This is a genomic window from Bacillus sp. JJ1609 (assembly GCF_036967045.1).
GTDB lineage: Bacteria > Bacillota > Bacilli > Bacillales > Cytobacillaceae > Mesobacillus.
The window spans coordinates 34,952-57,766 of record NZ_JBALSS010000007.1 but is presented as its reverse complement, the minus strand read 5'-3'; the positions used below and the strand labels follow the sequence as shown (position 1 = coordinate 57,766).

General features: G+C 38.6%; 22 protein-coding genes. 17 read left to right on the top strand and 5 right to left on the bottom strand.

What is annotated here, in order from left to right; genetic code table 11:
* Window positions 1-5 precede the first annotated feature (5 nt).
* Window positions 6-1,541, bottom strand: a complete 1,536-nt coding sequence (locus V7654_RS07995) for a spore germination protein (RefSeq protein WP_335429774.1) — start codon at window positions 1,539-1,541, stop codon at window positions 6-8.
* Window positions 1,542-2,159: 618 nt separating this feature from the next.
* Here V7654_RS07995 and V7654_RS07990 point away from each other — a divergent pair.
* Window positions 2,160-3,167, top strand: coding sequence for a DUF3231 family protein (locus tag V7654_RS07990; RefSeq protein WP_335429771.1), 1,008 nt, complete (start codon window positions 2,160-2,162; stop codon window positions 3,165-3,167).
* Between the two features lie 4 nt (window positions 3,168-3,171).
* Window positions 3,172-3,375: a hypothetical protein gene (locus tag V7654_RS07985; protein WP_335429769.1), complete on the top strand. Its 204-nt coding sequence runs from the start codon at window positions 3,172-3,174 to the stop codon at window positions 3,373-3,375.
* A gap of 708 nt (window positions 3,376-4,083) precedes the next feature.
* Here the strand turns inward: V7654_RS07985 and V7654_RS07980 are convergent.
* From V7654_RS07980 to V7654_RS07970, 3 genes are all read right to left on the bottom strand, one after another.
* Window positions 4,084-5,022 (bottom strand): LCP family protein, encoded by a 939-nt coding sequence (locus V7654_RS07980; RefSeq protein ID WP_335429767.1) that lies wholly within the window; start codon window positions 5,020-5,022, stop codon window positions 4,084-4,086.
* Between the two features lie 484 nt (window positions 5,023-5,506).
* Window positions 5,507-6,808 carry a M14 family zinc carboxypeptidase gene (locus V7654_RS07975; protein ID WP_335429766.1) on the bottom strand — a complete coding sequence of 434 codons (1,302 nt, stop codon included), beginning with the start codon at window positions 6,806-6,808 and terminating at the stop codon, window positions 5,507-5,509.
* Between the two features lie 372 nt (window positions 6,809-7,180).
* Complete coding sequence (locus tag V7654_RS07970; RefSeq protein ID WP_335429765.1) at window positions 7,181-8,611, bottom strand: aldehyde dehydrogenase family protein; 1,431 nt, start codon at window positions 8,609-8,611, stop codon at window positions 7,181-7,183.
* A 1,202-nt stretch (window positions 8,612-9,813) separates the two neighbouring features.
* Here V7654_RS07970 and V7654_RS07965 point away from each other — a divergent pair.
* From V7654_RS07965 to V7654_RS07925, 9 genes are all read left to right on the top strand, one after another.
* The gene (locus tag V7654_RS07965; protein ID WP_335429763.1) at window positions 9,814-11,508 is read left to right on the top strand and encodes an L-lactate permease; all 1,695 of its coding nucleotides are present in this window, start codon (window positions 9,814-9,816) and stop codon (window positions 11,506-11,508) included.
* 387 nt (window positions 11,509-11,895) lie between these two features.
* Window positions 11,896-13,062 (top strand): pyridoxal-phosphate-dependent aminotransferase family protein, encoded by a 1,167-nt coding sequence (locus V7654_RS07960; RefSeq protein WP_335429762.1) that lies wholly within the window; start codon window positions 11,896-11,898, stop codon window positions 13,060-13,062.
* A 227-nt stretch (window positions 13,063-13,289) separates the two neighbouring features.
* Window positions 13,290-13,694 carry a hypothetical protein gene (locus tag V7654_RS07955; protein ID WP_335429761.1) on the top strand — a complete coding sequence of 135 codons (405 nt, stop codon included), beginning with the start codon at window positions 13,290-13,292 and terminating at the stop codon, window positions 13,692-13,694.
* Between the two features lie 134 nt (window positions 13,695-13,828).
* Window positions 13,829-14,359: a cell wall hydrolase gene (locus V7654_RS07950; protein ID WP_335429759.1), complete on the top strand. Its 531-nt coding sequence runs from the start codon at window positions 13,829-13,831 to the stop codon at window positions 14,357-14,359.
* 285 nt (window positions 14,360-14,644) lie between these two features.
* Complete coding sequence (locus V7654_RS07945; protein ID WP_335429757.1) at window positions 14,645-15,427, top strand: SGNH/GDSL hydrolase family protein; 783 nt, start codon at window positions 14,645-14,647, stop codon at window positions 15,425-15,427.
* Between the two features lie 12 nt (window positions 15,428-15,439).
* On the top strand, window positions 15,440-16,351 hold the full coding sequence (locus tag V7654_RS07940) for an ABC transporter ATP-binding protein (RefSeq protein ID WP_335429756.1): 912 nt from the start codon (window positions 15,440-15,442) through the stop codon (window positions 16,349-16,351).
* The gene (locus tag V7654_RS07935) at window positions 16,344-17,324 is read left to right on the top strand and encodes an ABC transporter permease (protein WP_335429755.1); all 981 of its coding nucleotides are present in this window, start codon (window positions 16,344-16,346) and stop codon (window positions 17,322-17,324) included. Before V7654_RS07940 ends, V7654_RS07935 begins: the two co-directional genes overlap by 8 nt.
* 194 nt (window positions 17,325-17,518) lie before the next feature.
* Window positions 17,519-17,776 (top strand): DUF1450 domain-containing protein, encoded by a 258-nt coding sequence (locus tag V7654_RS07930; protein WP_335429754.1) that lies wholly within the window; start codon window positions 17,519-17,521, stop codon window positions 17,774-17,776.
* Window positions 17,777-17,913: 137 nt separating this feature from the next.
* Window positions 17,914-18,090, top strand: coding sequence for a hypothetical protein (locus V7654_RS07925; protein ID WP_335429753.1), 177 nt, complete (start codon window positions 17,914-17,916; stop codon window positions 18,088-18,090).
* A 52-nt stretch (window positions 18,091-18,142) separates the two neighbouring features.
* Here V7654_RS07925 and V7654_RS07920 read toward each other — a convergent pair whose 3' ends face one another.
* Window positions 18,143-18,565 (bottom strand): DinB family protein, encoded by a 423-nt coding sequence (locus V7654_RS07920; RefSeq protein ID WP_335429972.1) that lies wholly within the window; start codon window positions 18,563-18,565, stop codon window positions 18,143-18,145.
* A 358-nt stretch (window positions 18,566-18,923) separates the two neighbouring features.
* Between V7654_RS07920 and V7654_RS07915 the strand changes: the two genes are divergently transcribed.
* From V7654_RS07915 to V7654_RS07890, 6 genes are all read left to right on the top strand, one after another.
* Window positions 18,924-19,292 carry a hypothetical protein gene (locus tag V7654_RS07915; RefSeq protein WP_335429752.1) on the top strand — a complete coding sequence of 123 codons (369 nt, stop codon included), beginning with the start codon at window positions 18,924-18,926 and terminating at the stop codon, window positions 19,290-19,292.
* Window positions 19,293-19,659: 367 nt separating this feature from the next.
* Window positions 19,660-20,007, top strand: coding sequence for a YolD-like family protein (locus tag V7654_RS07910; protein WP_335429750.1), 348 nt, complete (start codon window positions 19,660-19,662; stop codon window positions 20,005-20,007).
* Window positions 20,008-20,108: 101 nt separating this feature from the next.
* Complete coding sequence (locus V7654_RS07905) at window positions 20,109-20,579, top strand: GNAT family N-acetyltransferase (RefSeq protein WP_335429749.1); 471 nt, start codon at window positions 20,109-20,111, stop codon at window positions 20,577-20,579.
* A gap of 28 nt (window positions 20,580-20,607) precedes the next feature.
* Window positions 20,608-20,991, top strand: a complete 384-nt coding sequence (locus V7654_RS07900) for an NUDIX hydrolase (RefSeq protein ID WP_335429748.1) — start codon at window positions 20,608-20,610, stop codon at window positions 20,989-20,991.
* 128 nt (window positions 20,992-21,119) lie between these two features.
* Window positions 21,120-21,530: a hypothetical protein gene (locus V7654_RS07895; RefSeq protein WP_335429746.1), complete on the top strand. Its 411-nt coding sequence runs from the start codon at window positions 21,120-21,122 to the stop codon at window positions 21,528-21,530.
* A gap of 249 nt (window positions 21,531-21,779) precedes the next feature.
* Window positions 21,780-22,694 carry a DMT family transporter gene (locus V7654_RS07890; RefSeq protein ID WP_335429971.1) on the top strand — a complete coding sequence of 305 codons (915 nt, stop codon included), beginning with the start codon at window positions 21,780-21,782 and terminating at the stop codon, window positions 22,692-22,694.
* Window positions 22,695-22,815 lie beyond the last annotated feature (121 nt).

The window sequence follows — 22,815 nt, the reverse complement described above, 5'->3', positions numbered from 1 at the left end:
CCTGATTATTCATCAAAATCACTTTTCTTTTTTTTGTGATTATGTGGGTGGTATCTCCAAATTGATTTAGGACGTAAGTAATTTGGCCTTTTGGTTATTTTACTATAAGAGGAACGGATCAGGCTGTCCGTTAAATCCTCAGGCCTAAAAGGATAAAATGGAACGGTATATGGTGTTCCTAAAGATTCTAACCGTGTAAGGTGAATGATTAAAAAGGCAATCCCTATAACGATACCTAGTCCCCCCCAAATAGATGCGAAGAAAATTAAAGGAAAACGTAAAAAACGGATAGTGTTCGACATTTTATAAATTGGAGTAGTAAAGGAAGCTAAGGCAGATAAGGCGACTATAATGAGTAAGACATTACTTGTAAGGGACGCCTCAACTGACGCTTGGCCGATAACAATACCGCCCACTATTCCCAATGTTTGTCCTACCTTTGTAGGTAACCTGACTCCCGCTTCACGTAATAGTTCAATCGTGAATTCCAGAAAAATCACCTCTAATACCGGTGGAAACGGGACATTATAACGAGAATTACTAAGTGAACTGAATAAATCGTTTGGAATCATCTCGTAATGGTAAGTGATAACGGCTATATAAATAGATGTTCCAAAAATGGAGAAAAGGACACTGAATACCCGTATTAAACGAAAAAAAGATGCAAGAATCCATGGGAGAAAGTAATCTTCAGGTGAAATAAAATAATCAATTATCGTAGAAGGACCTGTAATGACATATGGCGACCCACTACTTAAAACAGCTACTTGTCCGTTAATAAGAGCTTGAACCACCCTATCCACACGTTCAGTTGGAAGAAGCAAAGGAAACGGAGTAAGAGAATCATCTTCTATAATTTGATGCAGCAGAGCAGTATCAAAAATGACATCAAAATCAATATCTTGAAGCCGTTGGGTCATGGTATTAACATGCTGCTCACTCGTAATCCCATCAATATGAGCAATAATAACTCGAGTATTTGAAGTAGAACCAATGTTTAATTCCTTCGTAATTAGATCAGTTGTATTTATTTGTTGTCTTAATAAATGTATATTTACATCAATATTCTCAAGAAACCCAATTTGTGGCCCCACCACACTAAACTCATTTTCAACGTTATTTTGTTCACGCAATCCAGCTTTATCATTAGATAAGAGAATTAAAGCAACCCTTTGATCATTTTCCTTCATTTGAAGTATCGCATACCCTTTAAGTAACTTTGATTCAGCTTCGTTCCGATTATCCGTTATTACAATATCTTCTATTGCGATGATTTTCTTTATGTCATCAATTTTCTCTAGCCTGTCTAGTTCAAAAGTGGTCTCTCGGAAAATCATTAAAATTTTCTGTTGGAGTTGTTGTTGATCGACCAGTGTATTGTAGTAAGAAATGATTAAATGTCCCGATTCATCCGTAAGTGGAAATTGTTTAAAATCACTGGATTTTTTAACCTTAGCAAACAGCTGGCCAATATCTTGTGAATTCTCAGTCACGGCCTGTTTGTCTTTATTATTTCTAATCTTTCGTTTTTTGAAGAACATCAAATCACCTCCCTATTACAAAGGAATTCATATCCTTCTATTATTATGTAAAGGCATCCCCATATTTATGTAAATCTGTTTTATCAAAAGTGAAAACTTCATCCTCTCCTGTCTACATAAAACAACTTTCTTGTTCAGCAAAAGTGGACTTTTGTTGAACAAGGAGTTGATGTGGCAGCATTCCTTTTTATTGACGGAGCAGTTTTGTTATAAAAGAAATTAAAAAAGCAAGCACAAAGTGCTCACTTTTTTTAACAATGTGGTAAGAAATATATCAGGAATACCTGTTCCATAGGTTAAGTTGGCATACTCAGTGATGAAGATAACTTAACGCTTATCTTTTCAATTAAGAAATATATTCTAACCAACACTCTAATTAGGGCTGTCATTATGACTCTTAATGAAGTATTCAAAAACATCCCTCCACATTGAACTTTAGTGTTATTAAACAATAACTCTAGAGTTATTATACCCTTTAAAACATATGAATACTTTTTCTTTTTATGGTTGTCGATTCGTATGAGGAAGTAAAAAATTTTATCTTCTCTGAAGTTTTTAACAAATATAATTTATTGTTAATGGTTAACCTATTTCTGTAAAAGTTAGGAGGGTTAAAAAATGGATCAGGTTAATCACCAAGATAAAATTAATGCCTCAGAATATGGAATCATCTGGTCGCAATATGTAAATGATAGTATGTCACGTTGTGTTCTTCGTTATTTCTTAAATGATGTTACGGATGAAAATACTCGTGCTTTACTTCAATTTGCCTTAGAATTATCAGAAACCCATATAGAAAGAACGAAACAATTGTTAATACAAGAAAACTATCCGATTCCAATAGGGTTCACAGATGAAGATGTAACTGTAAACGCCCCTAGTTTATTTACGGATACATTTAAGGTTATTTATTTGCAAATTATGGCGATACACGGCTTGACTAGATATGCTGGTGCAACAAGCCTTTGTATTCGAGAAGATGTCAGAAAATATCTTATTGAATGTACTTCTCAAACGTTGGAATTATATGATAGGGTCACTGCCGTCGCTTTATCTAAGGGAATTCTTAGTAAGCCCCCTACATTAAATAACAAACAAAAGATTGATTTTATTAGGAAACAAAACTATTTAACTGGTTGGTTCGGTAAGCGAAGACCGATAAATGCAATCGAAATCAGTGGTGCACATCTTAATATGCAAAAAAATATGGTGAAAATGGTTTTAGAGTTAGGATTCAGTCAAGTATGCCAATCTAAAGAAGTACGAGAGTATTTCGAACGTGCTCGAAAACTTTGTAAAAGACACTTTCATATACTGGGTTTAATGTTAGAAGAGGAGAATCTCCATCAACCAAGGATATTTGAATCAGAAGTAACCGATTCAACCGTACCTCCCTTTTCTGATAAGCTTATGCTTTTCCATATAGCAACACTACTTTCTGCGGCACTTGGTTATTACGGGGAGGCTTTATCAATGTGTCAAAGAAGAGACTTGTCGGCTGATTACGCTCGAATGAATATGGAAATTGCTTTAATCGCTGAAGATGGTATGAATCTTTTAATAGAAAATGGTTGGATGGAACAACCCCCTATTGCCACTGACCACGAAAACTTGGCGAAGGATTAGAACAATGTGGATGCAAAAGAACGATTATTTTGGTTCTAACCGTGAAATTGAAAAAGCGATTGATTATACAGACTATCAATGGATTATGTTTTATCCTTCTGTATACTTTTTTTCCATATGGGACGCTTATAAAGATGCAGGTGGAGGTAAGGAACCATATTCTTTCATACCATTTGCTCTTTCAGCTAAAACAATGGATTCTTATTAAGAACTGTTATATTCCAACCAATGAATTTACCTTGACAGGGCAGGGCGCTGGCTCGAATCTGTTGGAAATCATTAAAAGCCATCATCTTAAAGGTGTAGGCTTTTTTTCCTGTTTACATGAAATATTAACCCCACATATGATTTAGACATATGGAACAAGAAGAAGTAGTAAATGTAGGTGGAACACACACAAAGTAAGGTCCTAATTATTCCTTTTAGCCGCAAATAAACACATCCACTGGCTCCTATTCCATTTAATCGGGAAGGTGAGCCTTGCAATCGACCAGTATCTACCTTTCCGGCTGATTAGCGTTTTATTAGCGTCCCGAAGAGGATTCGAACCTCCGATCTGCAGTTTAGGAAACAGTAGGTCTATTAATATCGTAGGTGAATGTTGGTGCCATGTTTGGTGCCCAAATTTTTAAAATTAGAAATTACAAGGAAACATCAAAAAACAAGAAACCTTGATATATCAATACTTTAGGGTACATCAAAGCATCAGAGAAACAGATGCTAGCAAACTTCAAAACCGCTTGTGACCTGCGTGCCAGGTTAGCTGGGTTCGATTCCCAGGCGGTCGCGCCAACTATACATAGTTAACCGCACGGTGAAATTTCAACTCGTGCGGTTTATTTATGTTCGTTGATAAATATTATAAATAGGGTGAAGTCTATTATGTATCTAAAGGGTTTCGAAGGGAAATCAAACTTTACTTTGCGTCATTTCCTAAAAACCTATTAAGAGCCATTTTATTTTGATCTAAATCCACTTCTAAGACTTCTCCGATGCCCTCATAACGTTCATTTGTGAAACTTCCATCTTCAGGGATTCGTATGCTTTCTATATCTCCACTTTCATTGGTCAAAACTTCTTTTCCAATCGTCAAGAGAGTGGAGGTTTCAATGTTTGTATCGATGTATGTATTTAAAAGTCCCAATAGATCGGGAAGTTTTACGACACTTTGTAGACTTACTGCTTGATCTTTTAATTTGGTGATGACTTCTTGTTGTCTTTGGACCCGTCCGAAGTCACTTAAACGATCTTGACGAAAACGAACATATCCTAACAGCTCTTTACCATGAAGTTGCTGTTTCCCTTTCTCCAACGTCATTCCTATACCATGAGACATGTCATATGGTATGTCTACTTCAATTCCGTCGGGAACAAGGAGGTCGACAGCTTTTTCGAAGCCTTTAAAGTCGACAATCGCATAATGATGAATATCCAGACCGAAATTTAATTGAATGGTCTTCCTTAGTAATTCAGGACCTCCGTATGTATAAGCAGCATTTAATTTTTGCTGACCATGTTCAGGTATTGAGACATACATATCACGCATAAGTGAAATAAGTTTTACCTTATGAGTTTGTGGATTATAATGTGCAACCATGATCGTATCCGTTCGAGCTTGTTTTTCTCCACGTGAGTCACTTCCTAATAAAAGAACATTTACTTCGTCTAGTTTATTTTTCTCTCCTTGAAAGGATTGATTTGCTTCAACTTTTTTTAATGGTTGATTTAATTTTTTTGCCGTTCCTTCTATGTACTGGAATATATTAAAAAGACCAACTAAAAAGATACTTAAGAGAAGAAAGGCGGTCCATACTCTACTCCATTTTACCCTTATTCTCTTTTTTGTTCCTGACATACTTGCACCACCTAGGCTGAATAATAATAACCAACATTAAATATGGATGCCTCTACATTTTCTGATAGCGTAATAGAAATGCTGGAGGCCCATTTTTTCCTTGAAGAAGTCATTATCCCATAAATAGATTTCATCTTTTAGCAAATTAGGTTACATTTGTTTGAAATTCTGTTAACAATCATTACTTTCTTCGTATTACCCAAACTACATAGCAAGTAGTCTAAAATTCAATATTAAAGTTACTTAGATGGAGAAAGTATCATTGTTGGGAGCGGTCCGAATACTGAGGGGATCAAACCCGGATGATAAATAGGTAGTGGAAGAGTTCTTAAATAGAAGCAATTATAAATGTTATTAGAATATGTTAATCGAGTTCGACCCTATGCAGTCTAACAAATTACATAAGTAACCGCACGGTGATTTCACTCGTGCGGTTTTTTTGTGCTGTATTTAGTTAGCGTGGTGCCAGCCAATTAAATTGGTCTTAGTGGTCGTGATCTCCACCAGGATTTACTGGGAAAGAAAACTCTGGTATGGCATCATATACAGCTGGATCTGCATTTTCAATAGAGCCATCTGCCAGGCTATTCAGAACGGCCAAGACTGGTACTTTTGCAGTTTCTTTTAGCATGCCGCTTTGTTTCTGGCCTAAGGTTTGTGTTTGGCCTTTTATTTCTATGAGCATGGTAGCTGTACCATTTAACTGGATGGCACCCAAGCCTGAGCCAGGATAGTTAACAGTCGGGTATTTCTGAATGGCTCCATAGGATGAATTACCTCGCTGCAATGATTCATAAGCGACTGTGTTTACTTTTTTGCTTAAGGTCAATACTTCTGGGTCGAGATCATATGTTTTACCACTGAAAGGGTCTGTGTAGGGCTTTGTTGTAAATTGAGCTAACAGCTGGATAGAAACTGAACGGCTGTCTTCTTCAGATAATCTATTGAATCCTCGGTGATGAAGGTCAATCGCTACATCAGGATCAAATGCTTTTACTAGTTTTGTAAGTGCACGTGTTTCAGGAGAAAAGACTAAGGAAGCCTGAGAGCCATTGTTTGTACTATTATCTTTCAAAATACTTGCTACTTTAGCTGCATCCTTTTCAATTTCCTCATTGACATCAAAATCGTAGTTCGGATGGAAATCTCGATTCAGGTCAAAACCAGGGATTCCATAAACAACTTTTCCATCGTTATTTTGTCCTCTTTCGCTTCCTTCTGCATTGTAATACCAGGGAGCTTTTGTGTCTGCCGGCAGGCCTAGTTCTTCTGGCTTCCATGTTTGATGAGAATATCTAGTCGGATATGGCTTTCCTTCGTATTGATTGGCTGTTCCATCAGGATTAATTCGTGGGACAAACCAAATGCTGACCTTCTTCAGGATATTCTCCGCTTCAGTTCCTCCAGCTGACAGTTTTTGCATTAATTCTACTGCTGCCTCAGTACCCAGAGTTTCATTGCCATGGATTTGAGTATAAATGAGAACACGTTTTTTATTGGGATCATTGTCGCCAAATTTGGCAGCATAAAGCGGATAGCCATCATTGGAAGTTCCGAACTGATCCAGTACCATCTTTCCTTGTGATGACTTTTCAATTTGTTTTAGTTTGGCTTCCAATTGTTCATTAGACATTAGGCCTGCAAAAGAAAGGTTCTGTTCATCCTGTACCCAGGGACCGTTTGGGGTGGTTGTTGATTCCGCAAAAATGCTGGTTGAACTGCCAAGAAGAGAAGTGGCTAATAATCCGCTAGAAATTATGTATCCTAGTGCTTGTTTCTTTTTCATAGGGTTTTCCTCCTTTTGTTAATAGTTTCCACGACATTTTAACATGCTAACAACTATTAATAAAATAATAATTTAAAAATTATGAATATTAGGAAAAAAGTACCTGCGTTGTATAGGGAATTTTACATACATATTTAAACAAGGGCCTCGCCGAATAATATTCACTTTTAGGATTTTTGTTTTGTTTAAAGGCTGTGTTAATTGTTGACTTTTAAAAAAAGATTGAGAATATTGCGTGGGGGATTTCGGATCATGAAAACTGTTATAAGACATCTGAAAAATCCATAATCAGAAAAGAGGTGAAAAAAAAGAGACTTCCATGGAAGCCTCTATAAAATATAGCTGTTTGCCTGGGAATTCAGTTATTGAAAATTAGGCTAATTTTATCCCAAGGAATTTTACTTCTGTCATTTCCTCTATGGCGGAAGCCACGCCTTCCCGGCCAATCCCGCTGAGCTTCACACCTCCGTAAGGATAATGATCCTGACGCAAGGTAGAGATTTCATTAATCCACACTCCGCCAGTTTCCAAGGCTTCGAACATTCTGAAAGCCCGGTTAATATCGTTTGTAAAAACGCCTGCCTGCAGACCGAAATCTGAATCGTTGGCCAAGGCTATTGCTTCTTCCTCAGTTTCAAATGGACATACAGTTACCAAAGGTGCAAATACTTCCTGGCATACTACATTCATGGTAGGGTGAACATCTGCCAGCACTGTAGGCTGGAGAACGGTTCCTTGCCGCTGCCCGCCTGCTAGTAAGGTAGCACCCTTGTCCACAGCCTCCTGTATCCAAGATTCAATACGAATTGCAGCCTCTTCTATAATCATTGGGCCAACGTCAGTCGTTTCCAATGCAGGGTCTCCGACTTGAAGGTTTTTCACCAATGGAATAAATGCATCTAAAAATCTGGTATAAACATCCCGGTGCACATAAATCCTTTGCACGGATATACATGCTTGGCCTGCAAAGGAGAACCCGCCTTTTACTAAACCGGTCGCAGCCGCATTCAAATCGGCATCGGGAAAGATAATATTAGGGGAATTGGAACCTAATTCAAGAGTGACTTTTCGGTTTCCAGCCATCTCCTTAATTTTATAACCAACTGTACCGCTTCCGGTAAAGCTGACTTTTTTGATATATTCGTGAGTAACCAATTTAGGCACCAGATCGGTTCCAAAACCATTTACCACATTGATAGCCCCAGCGGGAAGACCTGCTTCTTCCATCAATTCAATGAGAATCATAGCAGAAAGGGGTGTTTTTTCTGCTGGTTTCAGGACGACAGTGCATCCTGCGGCAATCGCCGGGGCAATTTTATGCAGCACAAGGTTCAACGGGAAGTTAAAAGGTGTGATGGCAGCAATCACGCCCACTGGTACGCGCTTCGCAAATCCGATCCGTCCTTCTCCACCAATGGCTGAATCCATTTTAATAAGCTCTCCATCGTTGCGCTTGGCTTCTTCGCTGGCAAAACGGAGTACCTGAACAGCCCGGCCTACTTCAGCACGTGCATCACGTATTGGTTTACCTGCTTCCATGCAAAGAAGCTTTGCAAATCTTTCCTGTCTGTTTTCCAGAAGGTCGGCAGATTTCCGCAAAATGGCTGATCGCTCATATGCGGGCATTTTTTTCATTGTTTGTTTAAAAACATGTTGAGAAGTTTCAATTGCAGAAAGCAATTGTTGCTTCGTGGCAAATTGTACGGTTCCGACCAGCTCTCCGCTGTAAGGGCTACGAATTTCATTTGAAGGGTAATCATCTCTGATGTAATGTTTTCCGTTAATTAGTGATCCAATGTTCACGAGATCATCCTCCTGGAGTTCCATTTTTTAAAAAGAGTCAGTTTCCGCTCATCCTTTGGATTTAGGGGGATATTCCTTTTAGGCTAATGCGTCCCTTTTGGGAGAACCGAGGATTCCTCCTTTAACCTGGGGAAGAACTGACCTTGCACACACAAACCTTTCAAAAAAAGAGGATTCGACCATCTGCTCCGTGCAGGGAGAAAGCTCCGTATTAATAATCAAGGATCGCAAAATTTGAGAGAATTTGGTTTTCTCCCATTTTCTGAGTATGCAAAATTCCTTATTTATTTACTCTACAATTGGTATTTTGAATAATAGATTATTCTATGTCAATTTTATACTATTTCAAAAATTAAAAATTTTATCAACTTTGGATTTTTATATAGCAGGCACTGAAAATATAGTGGAGAACATGCATCCCGAGTTACAAAGGTGAGGGGGTTAAGCAAAATATTTTAACATTGACCAAAGGCAATCACTATACGAATAAATATCAATGAGGGTAGGCTTCATCCTGGAGTTTGGATGTGGCTCTGGCCTTATTTTATGAAGTTCTCGACCTGATTCTTAAGGGTTAAGATAGGCGGGCTTTAATATTGTCTGTTCAAATTTGGCTAAGTGTTAGTAGAAGTAAAAGCAGGAGAGGGATCTTACGGAAATTGCGTATAGAAGGATATAAGAATATACGTTTATACGCCCCTTTCAATGAATTCTAAAAAATAGGTGTATAAAAGCGATGATGCCCAATATAACCGCTAAATAGGAGTTAAATTATCAGAAGGAATATCCACTTTGTTTCAGGGCTCATTAGGCATTCTAGAAAAGTATTAATTTATCAACTAAAGATATATTGGTCAAATGTTTCTTTCGATTTTTTATTTATCAAATTTTCTAAAAATTGTTGAAATTAAGGAGAGAGTTAGTATAATGAAAAAGAGATGACATTGTTATACAACAAATAAATTATTGTTGTATAACAATGTTTCGTCCACAGCAACAATTTGAAATGTTGTTTCTTATTACGGAACGGAGAGGGGGTATGGTTTCGAAGTTAGGTTTAAAACATTCGTTCGTGAGGGCACCCCTTGTTCTTAATTTACATATTAACCAGTCATCATAGTGCCTATTTAACAGTTCTTTTTAAAAAGTAGGAACACCGTCTGTACTTTTGAAAAAAAGTTTATTATCTTAGGGGGTTTACTATGACATTCACGCAAGATTTCACGGCGGTTGGAGACAATCTGGCCTTGTCTGCTTTGGTAGCACTTGTGCCAATTTTATATTTCTTTTGGGCCTTAGCTATTAAGCGCATGAAGGGTTATTTGGCGGGTTTAACAACACTGCTGATTGCCTTAATACTAGCAGTTGTAGCGTTTAAGATGCCAGCCCATATGGCATTCATGTCCGCTACCCAGGGTGCGGTATACGGAATAATACCAATAGGCTGGATCATTATTACATCTGTTTTCCTTTACAAATTAACAGTAAAGACAGGTCAATTTGACATTATACGTACTTCTGTCGTTTCTCTTACTGAAGACAGACGCCTGCAGGCACTTTTGGTAGCGTTCTCATTTGGAGCGTTCCTTGAAGGAGCAGCGGGTTTTGGCGCTCCGGTTGCGATTTCCGCCGCACTTCTTGTTGGTCTTGGATTTAATCCATTATACGCAGCAGGACTTTGTTTAATTGCGAATACAGCACCTGTTGCATTTGGAGCGATCGGTACTCCAATCATTGCGGTTGAAGGTCCTACTGGGATTCCAGCAATGGAAATATCCAAAATGGTTGGACGTCAATTGCCGTTATTATCTGTATTTATTCCGTTTTATTTAGTTGTCATCATGGCTGGATTCAAAAAAGCCATGGAAATAATGCCGGCTATCTTGATTACTGGCATCTCCTTTGCAGTGACTCAATACTTGAGCTCTAACTTCCTGGGACCGGAACTTCCGGATATTTTATCAGCACTGGTTTCATTACTTGCCTTAGCTGTTTTCTTGAAATTTTGGAAACCAAAAACGATTTTCCGATTTTCAGCTGAACAAGAAATGGCTGCCGCGGTCACTGCTGATGCTCGTATTTCTCAGCAAGTAAAGTATACAGGCGGACAAACTTTCAAAGCCTGGTCACCATTCCTGGTGTTAACTGCGTTTATCTCGCTATGGGGAATTCCAGCAATCAAGCTTGCTTTGGCAGGTCATTATGAAGGATCAAACGCTGTTTTAAAAGCGATTAATTCTTTAGGCCACGCGCTATCATTCATGCCTGAAGTACCTTTTTTAAGTAATAAAGTCATTAATTCTGCCGGAGCTCCAGTGCCTGCAATTTATAAGCTGGAACTCTTGGGTGCTGCCGGTACAGCGGTACTTCTTGCAGCCGCAGTATCGAAATTCATCCTTAAGATTTCATGGAAGGAATGGGTCGTGACCTTCGGCGAAACACTTAGTGAACTTAAGTTCCCAATCATTACAATTGCTTCGGTAGTCGGGTATGCCTATGTGACAAACGCATCAGGCATGAGTACTACACTTGGTATGACTCTGGCAAAAACAGGAGCACTATTTGCCTTTTTCTCTCCAGTCCTAGGATGGCTGGGTGTGTTTATCACTGGGTCTGATACCTCCTCAAACCTATTATTCGGTAATATGCAAAAGATTACTGCACAGTCCCTGGGGATGGATCCGGTTTTGGCGGTCGCTGCAAACTCTTCAGGTGGGGTTACGGGGAAAATGATTTCTCCACAATCCATTGCAGTAGCGTGTGCAGCAGTGGGGCTTGCTGGTAAAGAAGCCGACTTGTTCCGCTTCACATTTAAGCATAGTATTGTATTGGTTGTAATAATCGGTATTTTGACATACTTGCAAAATAGTAGTTTGTTAAATTGGATGGTTCCGTAAAAATGTAATGATTTTTATCAAGACATTTAAACTGTACCCTATAGAGTAGACACTTTTAAAAAAGGCTACCTATCGGGTACTTTTTTGTATTATGAAGAAAATATGGGTTTAGGAAAAGTACATGAATAAAATCTATACATATGGAACTTGCTTCGTGTCTATTTTAATGATTGATAAATTCAAAAAAAATAATATTTCTTTTCCGGCATATTATGAGCTGTAATTTTTCAATACAAGCGATTACTTCAGTCGTAGACTTACTTTTCAATATGAGATTGTCATAAAGTCTACAAATTTTTAGAAAAAGATAAGAGGTTATGAATGAATTATGTAGAAGTACTTTTAATAATGAAACAAGGTTAATCAAGTCATTTAGGAGGGTGGAAAATGCATAACAAAGAGATGCTGCTTATACCTGGGCCAACACCTGTCATCGATTCTATTTATGACGCGTTAGCTCAAGAAACACTTAGCCACACAGACCCAAGGTTTGCTGCTATTTATCTGAGATCGATCCAGAAAACTAAAGAAATGCTAAAAACAGACGGAGAGGTATTTGTTGTTTCGGGTTCTGGTACGCTGGCAATGGAGATGTCTCTTGTCAATACCGTCGAACACGGCGAAAAGCTTTTAGTCATCAGTCAAGGCTACTTCGGTGACCGTTTTATTAAATTAGGAGAAGCATTTGGGATTGAAGTTGACGTGATTCAATCTGAATGGGGAAAACAGGTTAGTCTGATTGATGTAGAGGAGAAACTTGCAAAAGGGAATTATAAGGCTGTTACAATTACTCATGTGGACACCTCGACAGGAGTTGCAGCTAATTTGGATGCGCTTGTCCCGATCATAAAAAAACACGGAGCTCTTCTTATTCTTGACGGAGTCTGTGCCACTGCTGCCATCGAAGAAGATATGAGTAAGACGTATGGTGATCCAAATTATAAAATTGATGTCATTTTAACAGGTTCTCAAAAAGCAATTGGTGTTCCGCCAGGTCTGGCAATTGTCGCATTTAACAAAACTGCTTTAGCAGCAAGAGAACAAATAAAGCACGTGCATGCCTACTATTGTGATATATATAACTGGATTCCGATTATGAATGATCCGCAAAAATACTTTGCAACCCCGCCGGTGAACCTTATTTATGCATTTGATGAAGGAATGAGGATAGTTCTTGCCGAGGGAATGGAAAAAAGATATAAACGCCACGAAGCATATGGTAAAGCGGTAAGGGCTGCACTTACTGTTTATGGGATGAAGCCGTTAGCAGAAGAAGATGTCGCTGCTGCAACACTCAGTTGTATTTTTTATCCGGAAGGAATAGATGATGCTGTTTTCCGAAAGGCTCTTGCTGAAAAAGGACTCATTATAGCGGGAGCGCTTGCTCATTTGGCAGGTAAAGCCTTCCGTATCGGCCATATGGGAAATACCACTGAACAAATGCTCGAAAAAGCCATTGAATTGATCGGAGAGACGATGAATGAACAGGGGTTTTCGGTCGACTCGGCCAAAGCAGTAGAACGCTTTAAAGAATTAGCATGTCTAAAGGTGTAGTAAATAGTCTCAAAATAAATCCCCTTCGTTGACTTAACGAAGGGATTTTTTTATCGTTGATTTCTAAAAATGTATTAATAAGCGTCATCTTTGAAGTCCAGAATCCAAAAGATAAGATTGCCAAGGAATAGCAGATGATGTGGGAGATGAAAAGTGGTCTGTGTTAAAATTTCGTCTCGAAACATATATTTTTTGTAGTTGATGGACTGGAAAAGAGGGATGCAAAGATGAAATACCAGATGCAAAAGGCGAATTTGCTTGCTGAAAATATTAGGGTTTTTATCAAATTTGTTAATAAAACCCTCGATAATAAAAACAACCCACAGTCTTATTCAAATAGGATCTATCAATTAAAACTGTGGATTGAGGATTTTAAATTTCAATCATTAGCTGATGAACTTTCGAGAGTAAATCAAGTTACTTGTGATGAAAAGTATACCCGGCTATTAGTGGGTCGATTTAGAAAAGGAATCATGATTATTGATGAGTATGTAGAAAGAAATTATGAGGATTTATATATTTTTACTGCTAAGCTTTATACGTTAAAGAATATAAGTATTACTTTTTTTTATGAAGAAAATGCTGATATGGGAAATGGAAAATCAAAACTGAATCATACTAAAAATGAATAGTAAATTGTCCTAATATTCATTTTCCATGGCTGGAAATTCTCCCAATGATTCACTAATGAGATTATCTTGTAAACCTGTTAGCCTTGTAAATGGCCTGTTTTTATCAAAAAAAACTACAAACAGGAGGTTTATAAATGAATTATTTATTCTCTTTAGTGGTCACAATTTCACTCATTATTGGTTCATATAGCGTGTTTCCTACGCACCATTTCAATGCTGAGACAGTAGATCAAAAGGCTGCTGAAACATTGACACATAAAAAAGTTGAGGTCGACACGAAAGTATCTTCATCGACTGATAACCGGTTTATAAACGAAGAAGAAAAGAAGCTGCTTGCACGTCTTGTCCAGGCAGAAGCCGAAGGCGAGCCGTATGAAGGTAAGGTTGCCGTTGCAGATGTTGTTTTAAACCGTGTTGAGCACGAACAATTCCCAGACACAATCAAGGATGTTATCTATCAAAAGAATGCTTTTGAACCAGTTCAAAATGGCTCGATTAATGAACCAGCAAGCGAGGAAGCAGTTAAGGCTGTAGAGGAAGCTCTGATCAATCAGGGGAAAAACGAAGAGCTGCTTTACTTTTACAACCCAGAAACTGCTACAAGTGAATGGATCTTTTCTCGTGAAGTTGTAAAAAAAATCGGCAATCACTCATTTGCTATTTAAAAGGCGCGATCAGCAAAAATGCTGCGCGCTTTTTTGTTTATAAAAAATGCATTTAGTTTTATTTTTTTAAAATCTCCTTTAAAAACAAACTTATACAGGATCAAATGGCCAGATTATTAATTAACACATTGAAATTATGATTTCACAGTGAAATCATTTTTAATAAGAACACAACTAATATAAAATAACATTACAGATGAGTATCATATTCAAAATAAATGTTATGCCATAAAATCTTGATACTGAGATTTCCCAAATATTTTTATATAAAAAGGAAGTGATTAGGTGAGGAAGCATTCTGTAAAATGGGTATTAATTATATCAGTATTTTCTTTATTAATTATGCTTATAGGGCTTGGCTGGACGATTCAGAACCAATTTTTCAGCAGGGGCGAGGCTTCAGATGCAATAAAAAAAGTCGAACCAGCTGCAGAGGAGTCAACTAAAGCGGGGAAGGTTGTCGTCGCATTGGGGGACTCGCTGACTAGAGGAACTGGAGATGCGAGCGGAAAAGGCTATATTGGTTATTTAGTGGATGAGCTAGAGGAAAAATCTAAAGAAAAAATCACGCTCCATAACTACGGGGTAAAAGGGTATCGCTCCGAGCAGCTGTTAAATCAAGTGAAGCAGGCGGAGATTCAAAGGCAAATCAAAAATGCGGATTACATATTGATTACGATTGGCGGCAATGATCTTTTTCAAAGCGGACAAACGTTTATGAATCTTGATGCAAAAAAGATTGCCCCGCTTAGACAGAGCTATATCAGGAACCTTGAGGCGATATTAAAGGAACTGAGAACAATCAATAAGGAGGCTGTCATCTTTCAAATTGGTCTATATAACCCCTTCATAGATTTGAATGATGCCGAGGTCACAACAAATATTGTCCGTGAATGGAACTTTGAGACAAGCAAGCTTCTGGATATGGATCAGAAGACGATTTTCGTTCCGACATTTGATTTGTTCCAGATCAGCGTGAATGATTATTTGTATACAGATAAATTCCATCCGAACGCAGAAGGCTACAGGCTGATTGCTGAACGGGTTGCTTCACTGATTTCATGGTAGGGGGGATGGAGAATGAGTGAGATTACGCTTTCGGTAAAAGGGCTGAAAAAGAGGATTGGCAAAAAGGAAATCATTAAAGGTCTTGATTTTGAGCTTAAAAGAGGAGAAGTCTTCGGATTCCTTGGACCAAACGGTGCCGGAAAAACGACGACGATCAGGATGCTGGTCGGATTGATCAGGCCCACCTCAGGAACGATTGAAATATGTGGGTATAACGTTGAGAAGGATTTTACAAAAGCCATGACCCAAATGGGGTGTATCGTCGAGAATCCTGAATTGTATTCCTATTTGACAGGCTGGGAAAATCTTGAACACTTTGCCCGGATGCTCCCTAATGTTGAGCCATCTTATATCGATGAGGTTGTCAAGCTTGTCCGGCTGGAGGAAAGGATTCATGATCCTGTAAAAACCTATTCCCTTGGTATGAGGCAGCGCCTTGGAATAGCCCAGGCACTTCTAGGAAAACCAAAAGTGCTGATCCTTGACGAGCCGACAAACGGATTGGATCCGATGGGCATCAGGGAGATGCGGAGCTTTATTCGTTTCCTGGCAGAGGAAGAAGGATTAACCGTCCTCGTTTCAAGTCATCTTCTTAGCGAGATACAGCTGATGTGCGACAGGGTTGCGATTATTTCGAGAGGTGCCGTCATAAAAGTGGACACCGTCGACTCTCTTCTTGCTCTGCAAGAACGTGTCATTTGGAGGGTTGAACCCTATAAAGAGGGGAAGAAAATTCTAGCTGGACTAACCTCTGTAACGGAAGGAGCGGACGGGACATTAATCACAACCTACAGCGAGAATGATGCCTCTACATGGAACAAGGTACTTGTTGAACAAGGAATCATGGTAAAAGAAATGAATCGAAAGCTGCCTGCTTTAGAGGATCTCTTCCTTGAACTGACTGGAGGTGAATCCATTGATTAACCTCGTTAGAAATGAAATGCTAAAAATAGTACGAAAGAAGAGAATTTTGGTCGTGGCCGCTATTATTGCTGTCCTTGTCGCTATGTTCACCTATTCCCAATACAGGGACATTGAAAGAAGGCTGGAGCGCTTTGGCGATGTTGACTGGAGAACAACGCTTCAACAGCAAATTATCGACACTCAAAACCGGATTACGAGCAGCGGGATATCAGACGAGTGGAAAAGTGAGCTGCTGCTGCGTATCCAGCAGCAACAGTACTATCTTGACAATAATATCAATCCGATGGAACCAGGCGCGCCGACCTTTATGCGCGTGTTTGCCGAGTTTTCGATAAATCTGCTGATTCCTTTGATGATCATGGTGGTTGCCGCTGATATTGTATCCTCAGAACGGAGTGCCGGAACAGTGAAGCTACTTCTGACAAGGCCAGTGAAGCGCTGGAAGGTATTGATGAGTAAATACATTACCCTTATTCTTTCCGTTTCGGTCATTGTTGTGTTGTTCGGTTTATTGTCTGGTTTGATCTCTGGGCTTGTTTTTGGCTTTCAGGGCTGGACGGCGCCCGTCATCACTGGCTTCAGTGCTGAGGGAAACGAACTGAACACAAGTGCAGCACAAATGATTCCCCAGTGGCAATACCTGCTTATGGAGTTCAGCTTGGTATGGTTTGTTGCGATTGTTGTTGGAACCCTTACGTTCATGCTCTCCGTATTGATCAGAAATACACCAGCAGGGATGGGTGTCATGCTCGCTGCCCTGATTTCAGGCGCAATCCTTACGAACATGGTTTCATCATGGGAATCAGCTAAGTATTTATTCATGATCAATTTGAATCTAACAGGCTATTTGGCAGGGCAGGCTCCGCCGATTGAGGGGATGTCGTTAGGATTCTCACTTTTGATTTTAACGTTGTGGGGTCTTGCGGCATTAGCTGTGTCCTTTACTGTCTTTATCAGGCAGGATATATATTAAAGGAGAACGCAAGCTTCAAGGTAACACCTGAAGCTTGCGTTTTTAATTAGTGGTTCTTTTTCAGCTCATGTCATATTTGTAAAATTAATTTCCTGTAATTTAGACTTATGGAAATCTACTTTTATTGTTATAATTCATGGTGTCAGAAAGATGTGTATGGCATGCGAGACTCCATATTAAAGGAAGTTTTACATATGAAAATAAAGTTTTTTTCAAAACAAAAGAAAGTTAAGATTGAATTCTGCCAAAAAAATCTTCAGCAGTTTTTAACGGAAGAGGATTATGCTGGCTATCAGGAATTCTTAGACCAGAAAAATGTAACCGTTCAAGAGTATGAATGTCAAAGCAGATGCAAGGAATGCAGGAATTCAGCTTATGCCATTGTAAACGGTGAAATAGTCTTGTCACATGATTCCGCTGAGCTATTGGACAAAATGAAGCAATATATCTAAAAGCTTTTTCCGCCATTGAATATTGGCGGTTTTTCTGTATTTGTATCTGACTGTAATGGGATAGAATGTACAATAAATTCTTATATTTAAGTATGCAGATCTGGAAAAGGATAATATACAAATAGGGAGGGCGCATCATGTTTATCGAAAAACGGGCGGAAAAAAGAAGGAAGAAAAAACAAGAAGATATGTACGGATTTTGGGATTTTATCAGTGATGTCTTGTTTTGGATTCCGGAATTGATTATTCTTCCGTTCCGCCTGTTATTTCTCCTGTTCAGGTTCCTGGTGAGATCTGTTTTTGATTCCTTTTAAAATAAAAATAAAGCTTGGGATATACGATGAGGTCCAAAGCTCTTTCATAAAATTATAATGTTTTAACTTGCTCAATTTTTAATCCGAAAATTTGAGGTGGTTCGATTTTGTTCATTTGTAAATATGTAGAGATTTGTCCTCGATGATGGATTTCATGTTCCGGAATTGCCATAAGTATTCTCCAAACGCTAACTTCATGACCATGAAGGGTTAAAACTTTTTTTGTTAATATATCGTTGCTAACTTTTATTAGACCCTCTGTTAGTTTAATTTGAGATGCCTCTAAATAATTTGAAATATCCTCAATAGAAGCCCCCTTACAAGTATCATGTCCTGTGTATATCCACTTTCCGTGTTCAAATATACCAAGAAACATCATTCGAGATGATGCGATATGTCGCAATAAATCACCGGTAGAAAATTTATCTTCAGATGGCTTCCAATCTAAGAGTTCATTGGTATTACTTTCACAAATCGCATCGTTCGTTTATGAATACCATCTAAATATTTTACATATTCCTTTATATCATGAAGGCATGTTTCCACTCTCCAATTTACTAACTTTTGTAACTTATATTCTAAATACTTTGGAAATAATCCTTTTAAATTACAAGAGCGTTTCTCCTGGTATAACAACATGGATTTTCTTGCTTTTCAACCCGCAAGTTTAAAGTACCTTTTATCAAGATATGCAGGGAAAGATGTCCAAATTGAAATGTTTTTTAATAAGGAATTAACACTTGATTTCTCAGAATATTAAGAAAAAATGGTATACCTTTTTGTGAAAATGTATATAATAGAGAGAAAAACTATTAGGATAAAGGGGAAAAGGTATGGTGACATATGGCACTTTTTTACGTTTAGTAGAAGAGGCGGAAAAGTTGAACTGCAAGGTGATTCTCGACTCTCAGAAAAAAATCAATTTTAATCCAAACATGTCCATTACGATTCCATTATCGACCACTCTGGAAAATATATATGCTTTTGCCCATGAAATCGGGCATTTAATAGATTTCGTCAATGGTGAACTCGACTATGATCAATGGCTGAATGACTGGTCTTACAGAATAACTGCCGAAATGAGCGCTTGGGTTCATGCCTATAAGGTGCTTCAGGACTTGAATGTTCCGCTAGATGATTGGAAATCTCATGTAGAATCCAAATTATCGACATATTTTAAATATCATGAAGTAATTGCTTAGACCAGCTTAATGCTGGTTTTTTCTTTTTGGCGTTACATTAGAATGTTGATTTCCGCTCCAGGCACTCGCTTTCCGCGGAGCGTCCGTTGAAAGAAGGGAAAATCATACTTGAATCGGAAATGTTTTTGAGATCTGCTGCTGTCCTCTAAATTTTGTAGAGGAGGCTCTTTTCTAACTAATTGGTAAATGTAGAGATTAACGGGCAAATCGTAGAAATAAAGTAGCTTTTCGTAGAAATGACTAGGGATTTCGTAGAAAAAAGTGTTGAATTTGTAGAGAATATGATTCATTCCGTAGAAATTATTATGGTTACGAACGTTTGTTCGGGGTATAATGTAGGTGAACTCACCTGAAAGGATGGATCGGAATGAGAATTCGTGACAGGGGAATGCTGAAGTTTTTACCGGCACACTTTGCACCTGAACACCGGGCATCGTTGCGAGAACTCGCTCGCGATGAACTCCGCCAAGCTAAACCGATTCTGGACGAGTATGAAATCGAAGAGCTGGAAAACCGCATTTGTTACGCGATGGAATATACATATCCTGTGGTTATATCGAAGTGGGAGGACGGATTTACATATGAAGAACAAGGATTAGTCCATTATCTTGACCCAATTAAAAAGCAGGTCCGTTTGGTTAGCAAAGACGGGGCAGCTATGTCCATTAAGTTTGTGGATATTGTTGGTGTTGAGGTGAATGAACTCCAAGGCTAAAGACATTTATGAAAATCGAAATGAAAAGAGAGATGTTCAGGAAAAGGGGAAATCCACTTTTTATCGAATTCTTTTAGGAGGTAAGAACGGGGGTTAGAGAGATGAGTATAAATATTCAAATCATGCCAGTCACTCAGGACAATATAAGGGCCTGTGCGAGATTGGAAGTTTCTGACGATCAAAAGAAGTTTGTGGCAAGGAATTTGGCTACGATTGCGTGGGCTTATGTAGATTCCAAATTCACACCTTATGCTATTTGTGCTGGTGAAACGGTAGTAGGACTAGCGGCTATTGAGTATATTCCAGAAAATGAAGACTATGATCGGCACTGGGTTCCGAGGTTCATGATTGGGGAAGAGTTTCAGGGCAAGGGCTATGGAAGGCTCGCGATGGAAAAAATCTTAGAAAAGATTATTTCTGAGCATCCAGATTGCCAGAGAGTTCGTCTTTCAGTTGTCCCGGAAAACGAAAGGGCTATTCAATTTTATAAAAATCTTGGATTCGTTGAGACGGATGAAAAGATAGAGAACGAAAAGGTAATGGACTATTTTGTGAAAGTCAATAGCTTGTAAAATATATTGGTAAGTGGGAGTGAAGAGCATGGTTTCTCAGGCTCTAATAATTCGCGATGGCAAACTTTTGATGGTCAAACAATACGTTTCTGGTGGGCGGATTGTCTGGAATTTTCCTGGTGGTGGAATTGAAAATGATGAGACTCCCGAGCAGGCATGCATACGAGAGGTCAAGGAAGAGACCGGATATGATGTAGTGATCCAAAGTCTGCTGTTAGAAGTAGATGCAAAGTTCACCTACATTGCGGAGATCATTGGTGGCGAACTATGCCTTGATATATCTAACGCAGCTAATGATGATTTGATAGAAGTCTCATGGGTTTCTCTTGAAGATCGTGATAAATTTGATCATGTCACTACCCCTCTAATAAAACTTTATTTAGATCATGTTATAGGCCTGCCTACCTATTAATATTGAGGGACAGGCGTTTTTACACCTACATAGGTCTAACGAGTTACGGGAGAAGGTAAACTGTGATTTATAATGAATTAATATGTAATTGGGTGAATCTGTTTGAATAATGGCAAGGAGAGAGTCACTTGGGACAATTTATTTCTTCAACTGACAAAATAAAAGTAAACAGTCCAAAAGATTGTGGAAATGCACCTAAAAAACTACAGCTGCAGGAATTAACAATTGCCTTTGCATCTCTAGAAATTGATGCGATTAAAGTGAATATTTCTGATGATATTGTATGGGAGATAGTTGGTGAAAAACCTCTCCAGGGTAAGGATTCCTTTTTAAGGAAGCTTAAAGAGATGGCTCACAGGCAGGTTACTGAAATACATATATCAAACATAATAACTCACGGTTCAACCAGTTCTATCAATGGTAAAATGATCATGAACGATGAATCGAGCTTAGGGTTTTGTGATGTCTATACATTCACCGGGGCTGGGAAGAAGGCAAAGATAAAAGAAATCACCTCGTATATCATTCATTTGATGTAATAGTTTCATATTAGAGATAACAGGATCTCTGGAAATCTCATATAGAAAAGACATTAATATAGAGACTGGAAAGGACTTCAAAATTAAGTCCTTTTTTTCGTATTTGAAAAAACAGGGCTGCATCTTTACTTACTTCACTAAATAAAGGAAATCAGTACCCTGAAGCAGAATATAATTGTTCAAGATATTTAGTAAATCAAAACTTCTGAGGGAGGAGAACATATGCAGATTACAGAGAAGAAAAGCAGCATTCATCCTTTTTTATTTGGCGTACTTATGGTTGTAACGACGTTCCTTATGGGTTCTTCTTTTACAGTAGGGAAAATCGGCTTAACGTATGTATCCCCGTTATTATTAGTTGGGCTCAGGTTCACACTGGCTGGTTTGATAATGTCAGTGCTTGTCAGGAAAAAAACGCTGCCAGTTCATCTAGCAGATTGGGGAAGGGTTTTTGTAATTGGAATGTTTCAGACTGCGGGTGTGATGGGATGTATCTTCCTGAGTTTAAGGACGATTACTGCTGGGGAGTCTTCCATTCTTACTTTTAGCAATCCATTAATGGTTGTCATAATGGGTACAGTATTTTTGGGTATTCGTTACAGATTTATGCAATGGCTTGGTGCAATAATTGGCTTTATTGGTGTTTTTGTTACTTTGGGATTCCATCTGCAGTTAACGGCGGGAACACTTTTTGGATTAGGAGCGGCAGTATCCTGGTCGATTGCGACGATACTGATCAAACAGTGGGGCAGCCGATTTAATGTCTGGGTGCTAACGGCATATCAAATGCTATTTGGCGGGAGCCTTTTATTGATCATGGGGGTTACACTTGAAATTCCAAAGCTGATGATTAATCTTGTATCCGTATCGATCATATTATATCTCGCCATCATGGCTTCGATTGTTCAATTTGCAATTTGGTTTTATTTGATCAATGAAGGGGATCCAGGCAAGACAAGTGCATTCTTATTTCTCGCACCATTTTTCGGTGTCCTGACAGGATGGGTGCTTTTGGATGAAGTGGTTAAATGGTATGTCTATGCTGGAGGAACGCTCATTTTTATAGGAATCTTCCTGGTTAATTGGACCTTTAAAACATCATCGATTAAATATGCTGAACCATTAGACGGGGATCAAATGAAAATAGAAGAAATTGGACAATAATGCAGGAGAAATGATTCGGATAAAATGGTGGTTTAAAAGAATAGCTTTAGCACATCACCGTACTGGGGGTCAGACCCCCAATGCTTTAGAGTGGTAAAGTGAGTGAGAGAAATTAGTAAGG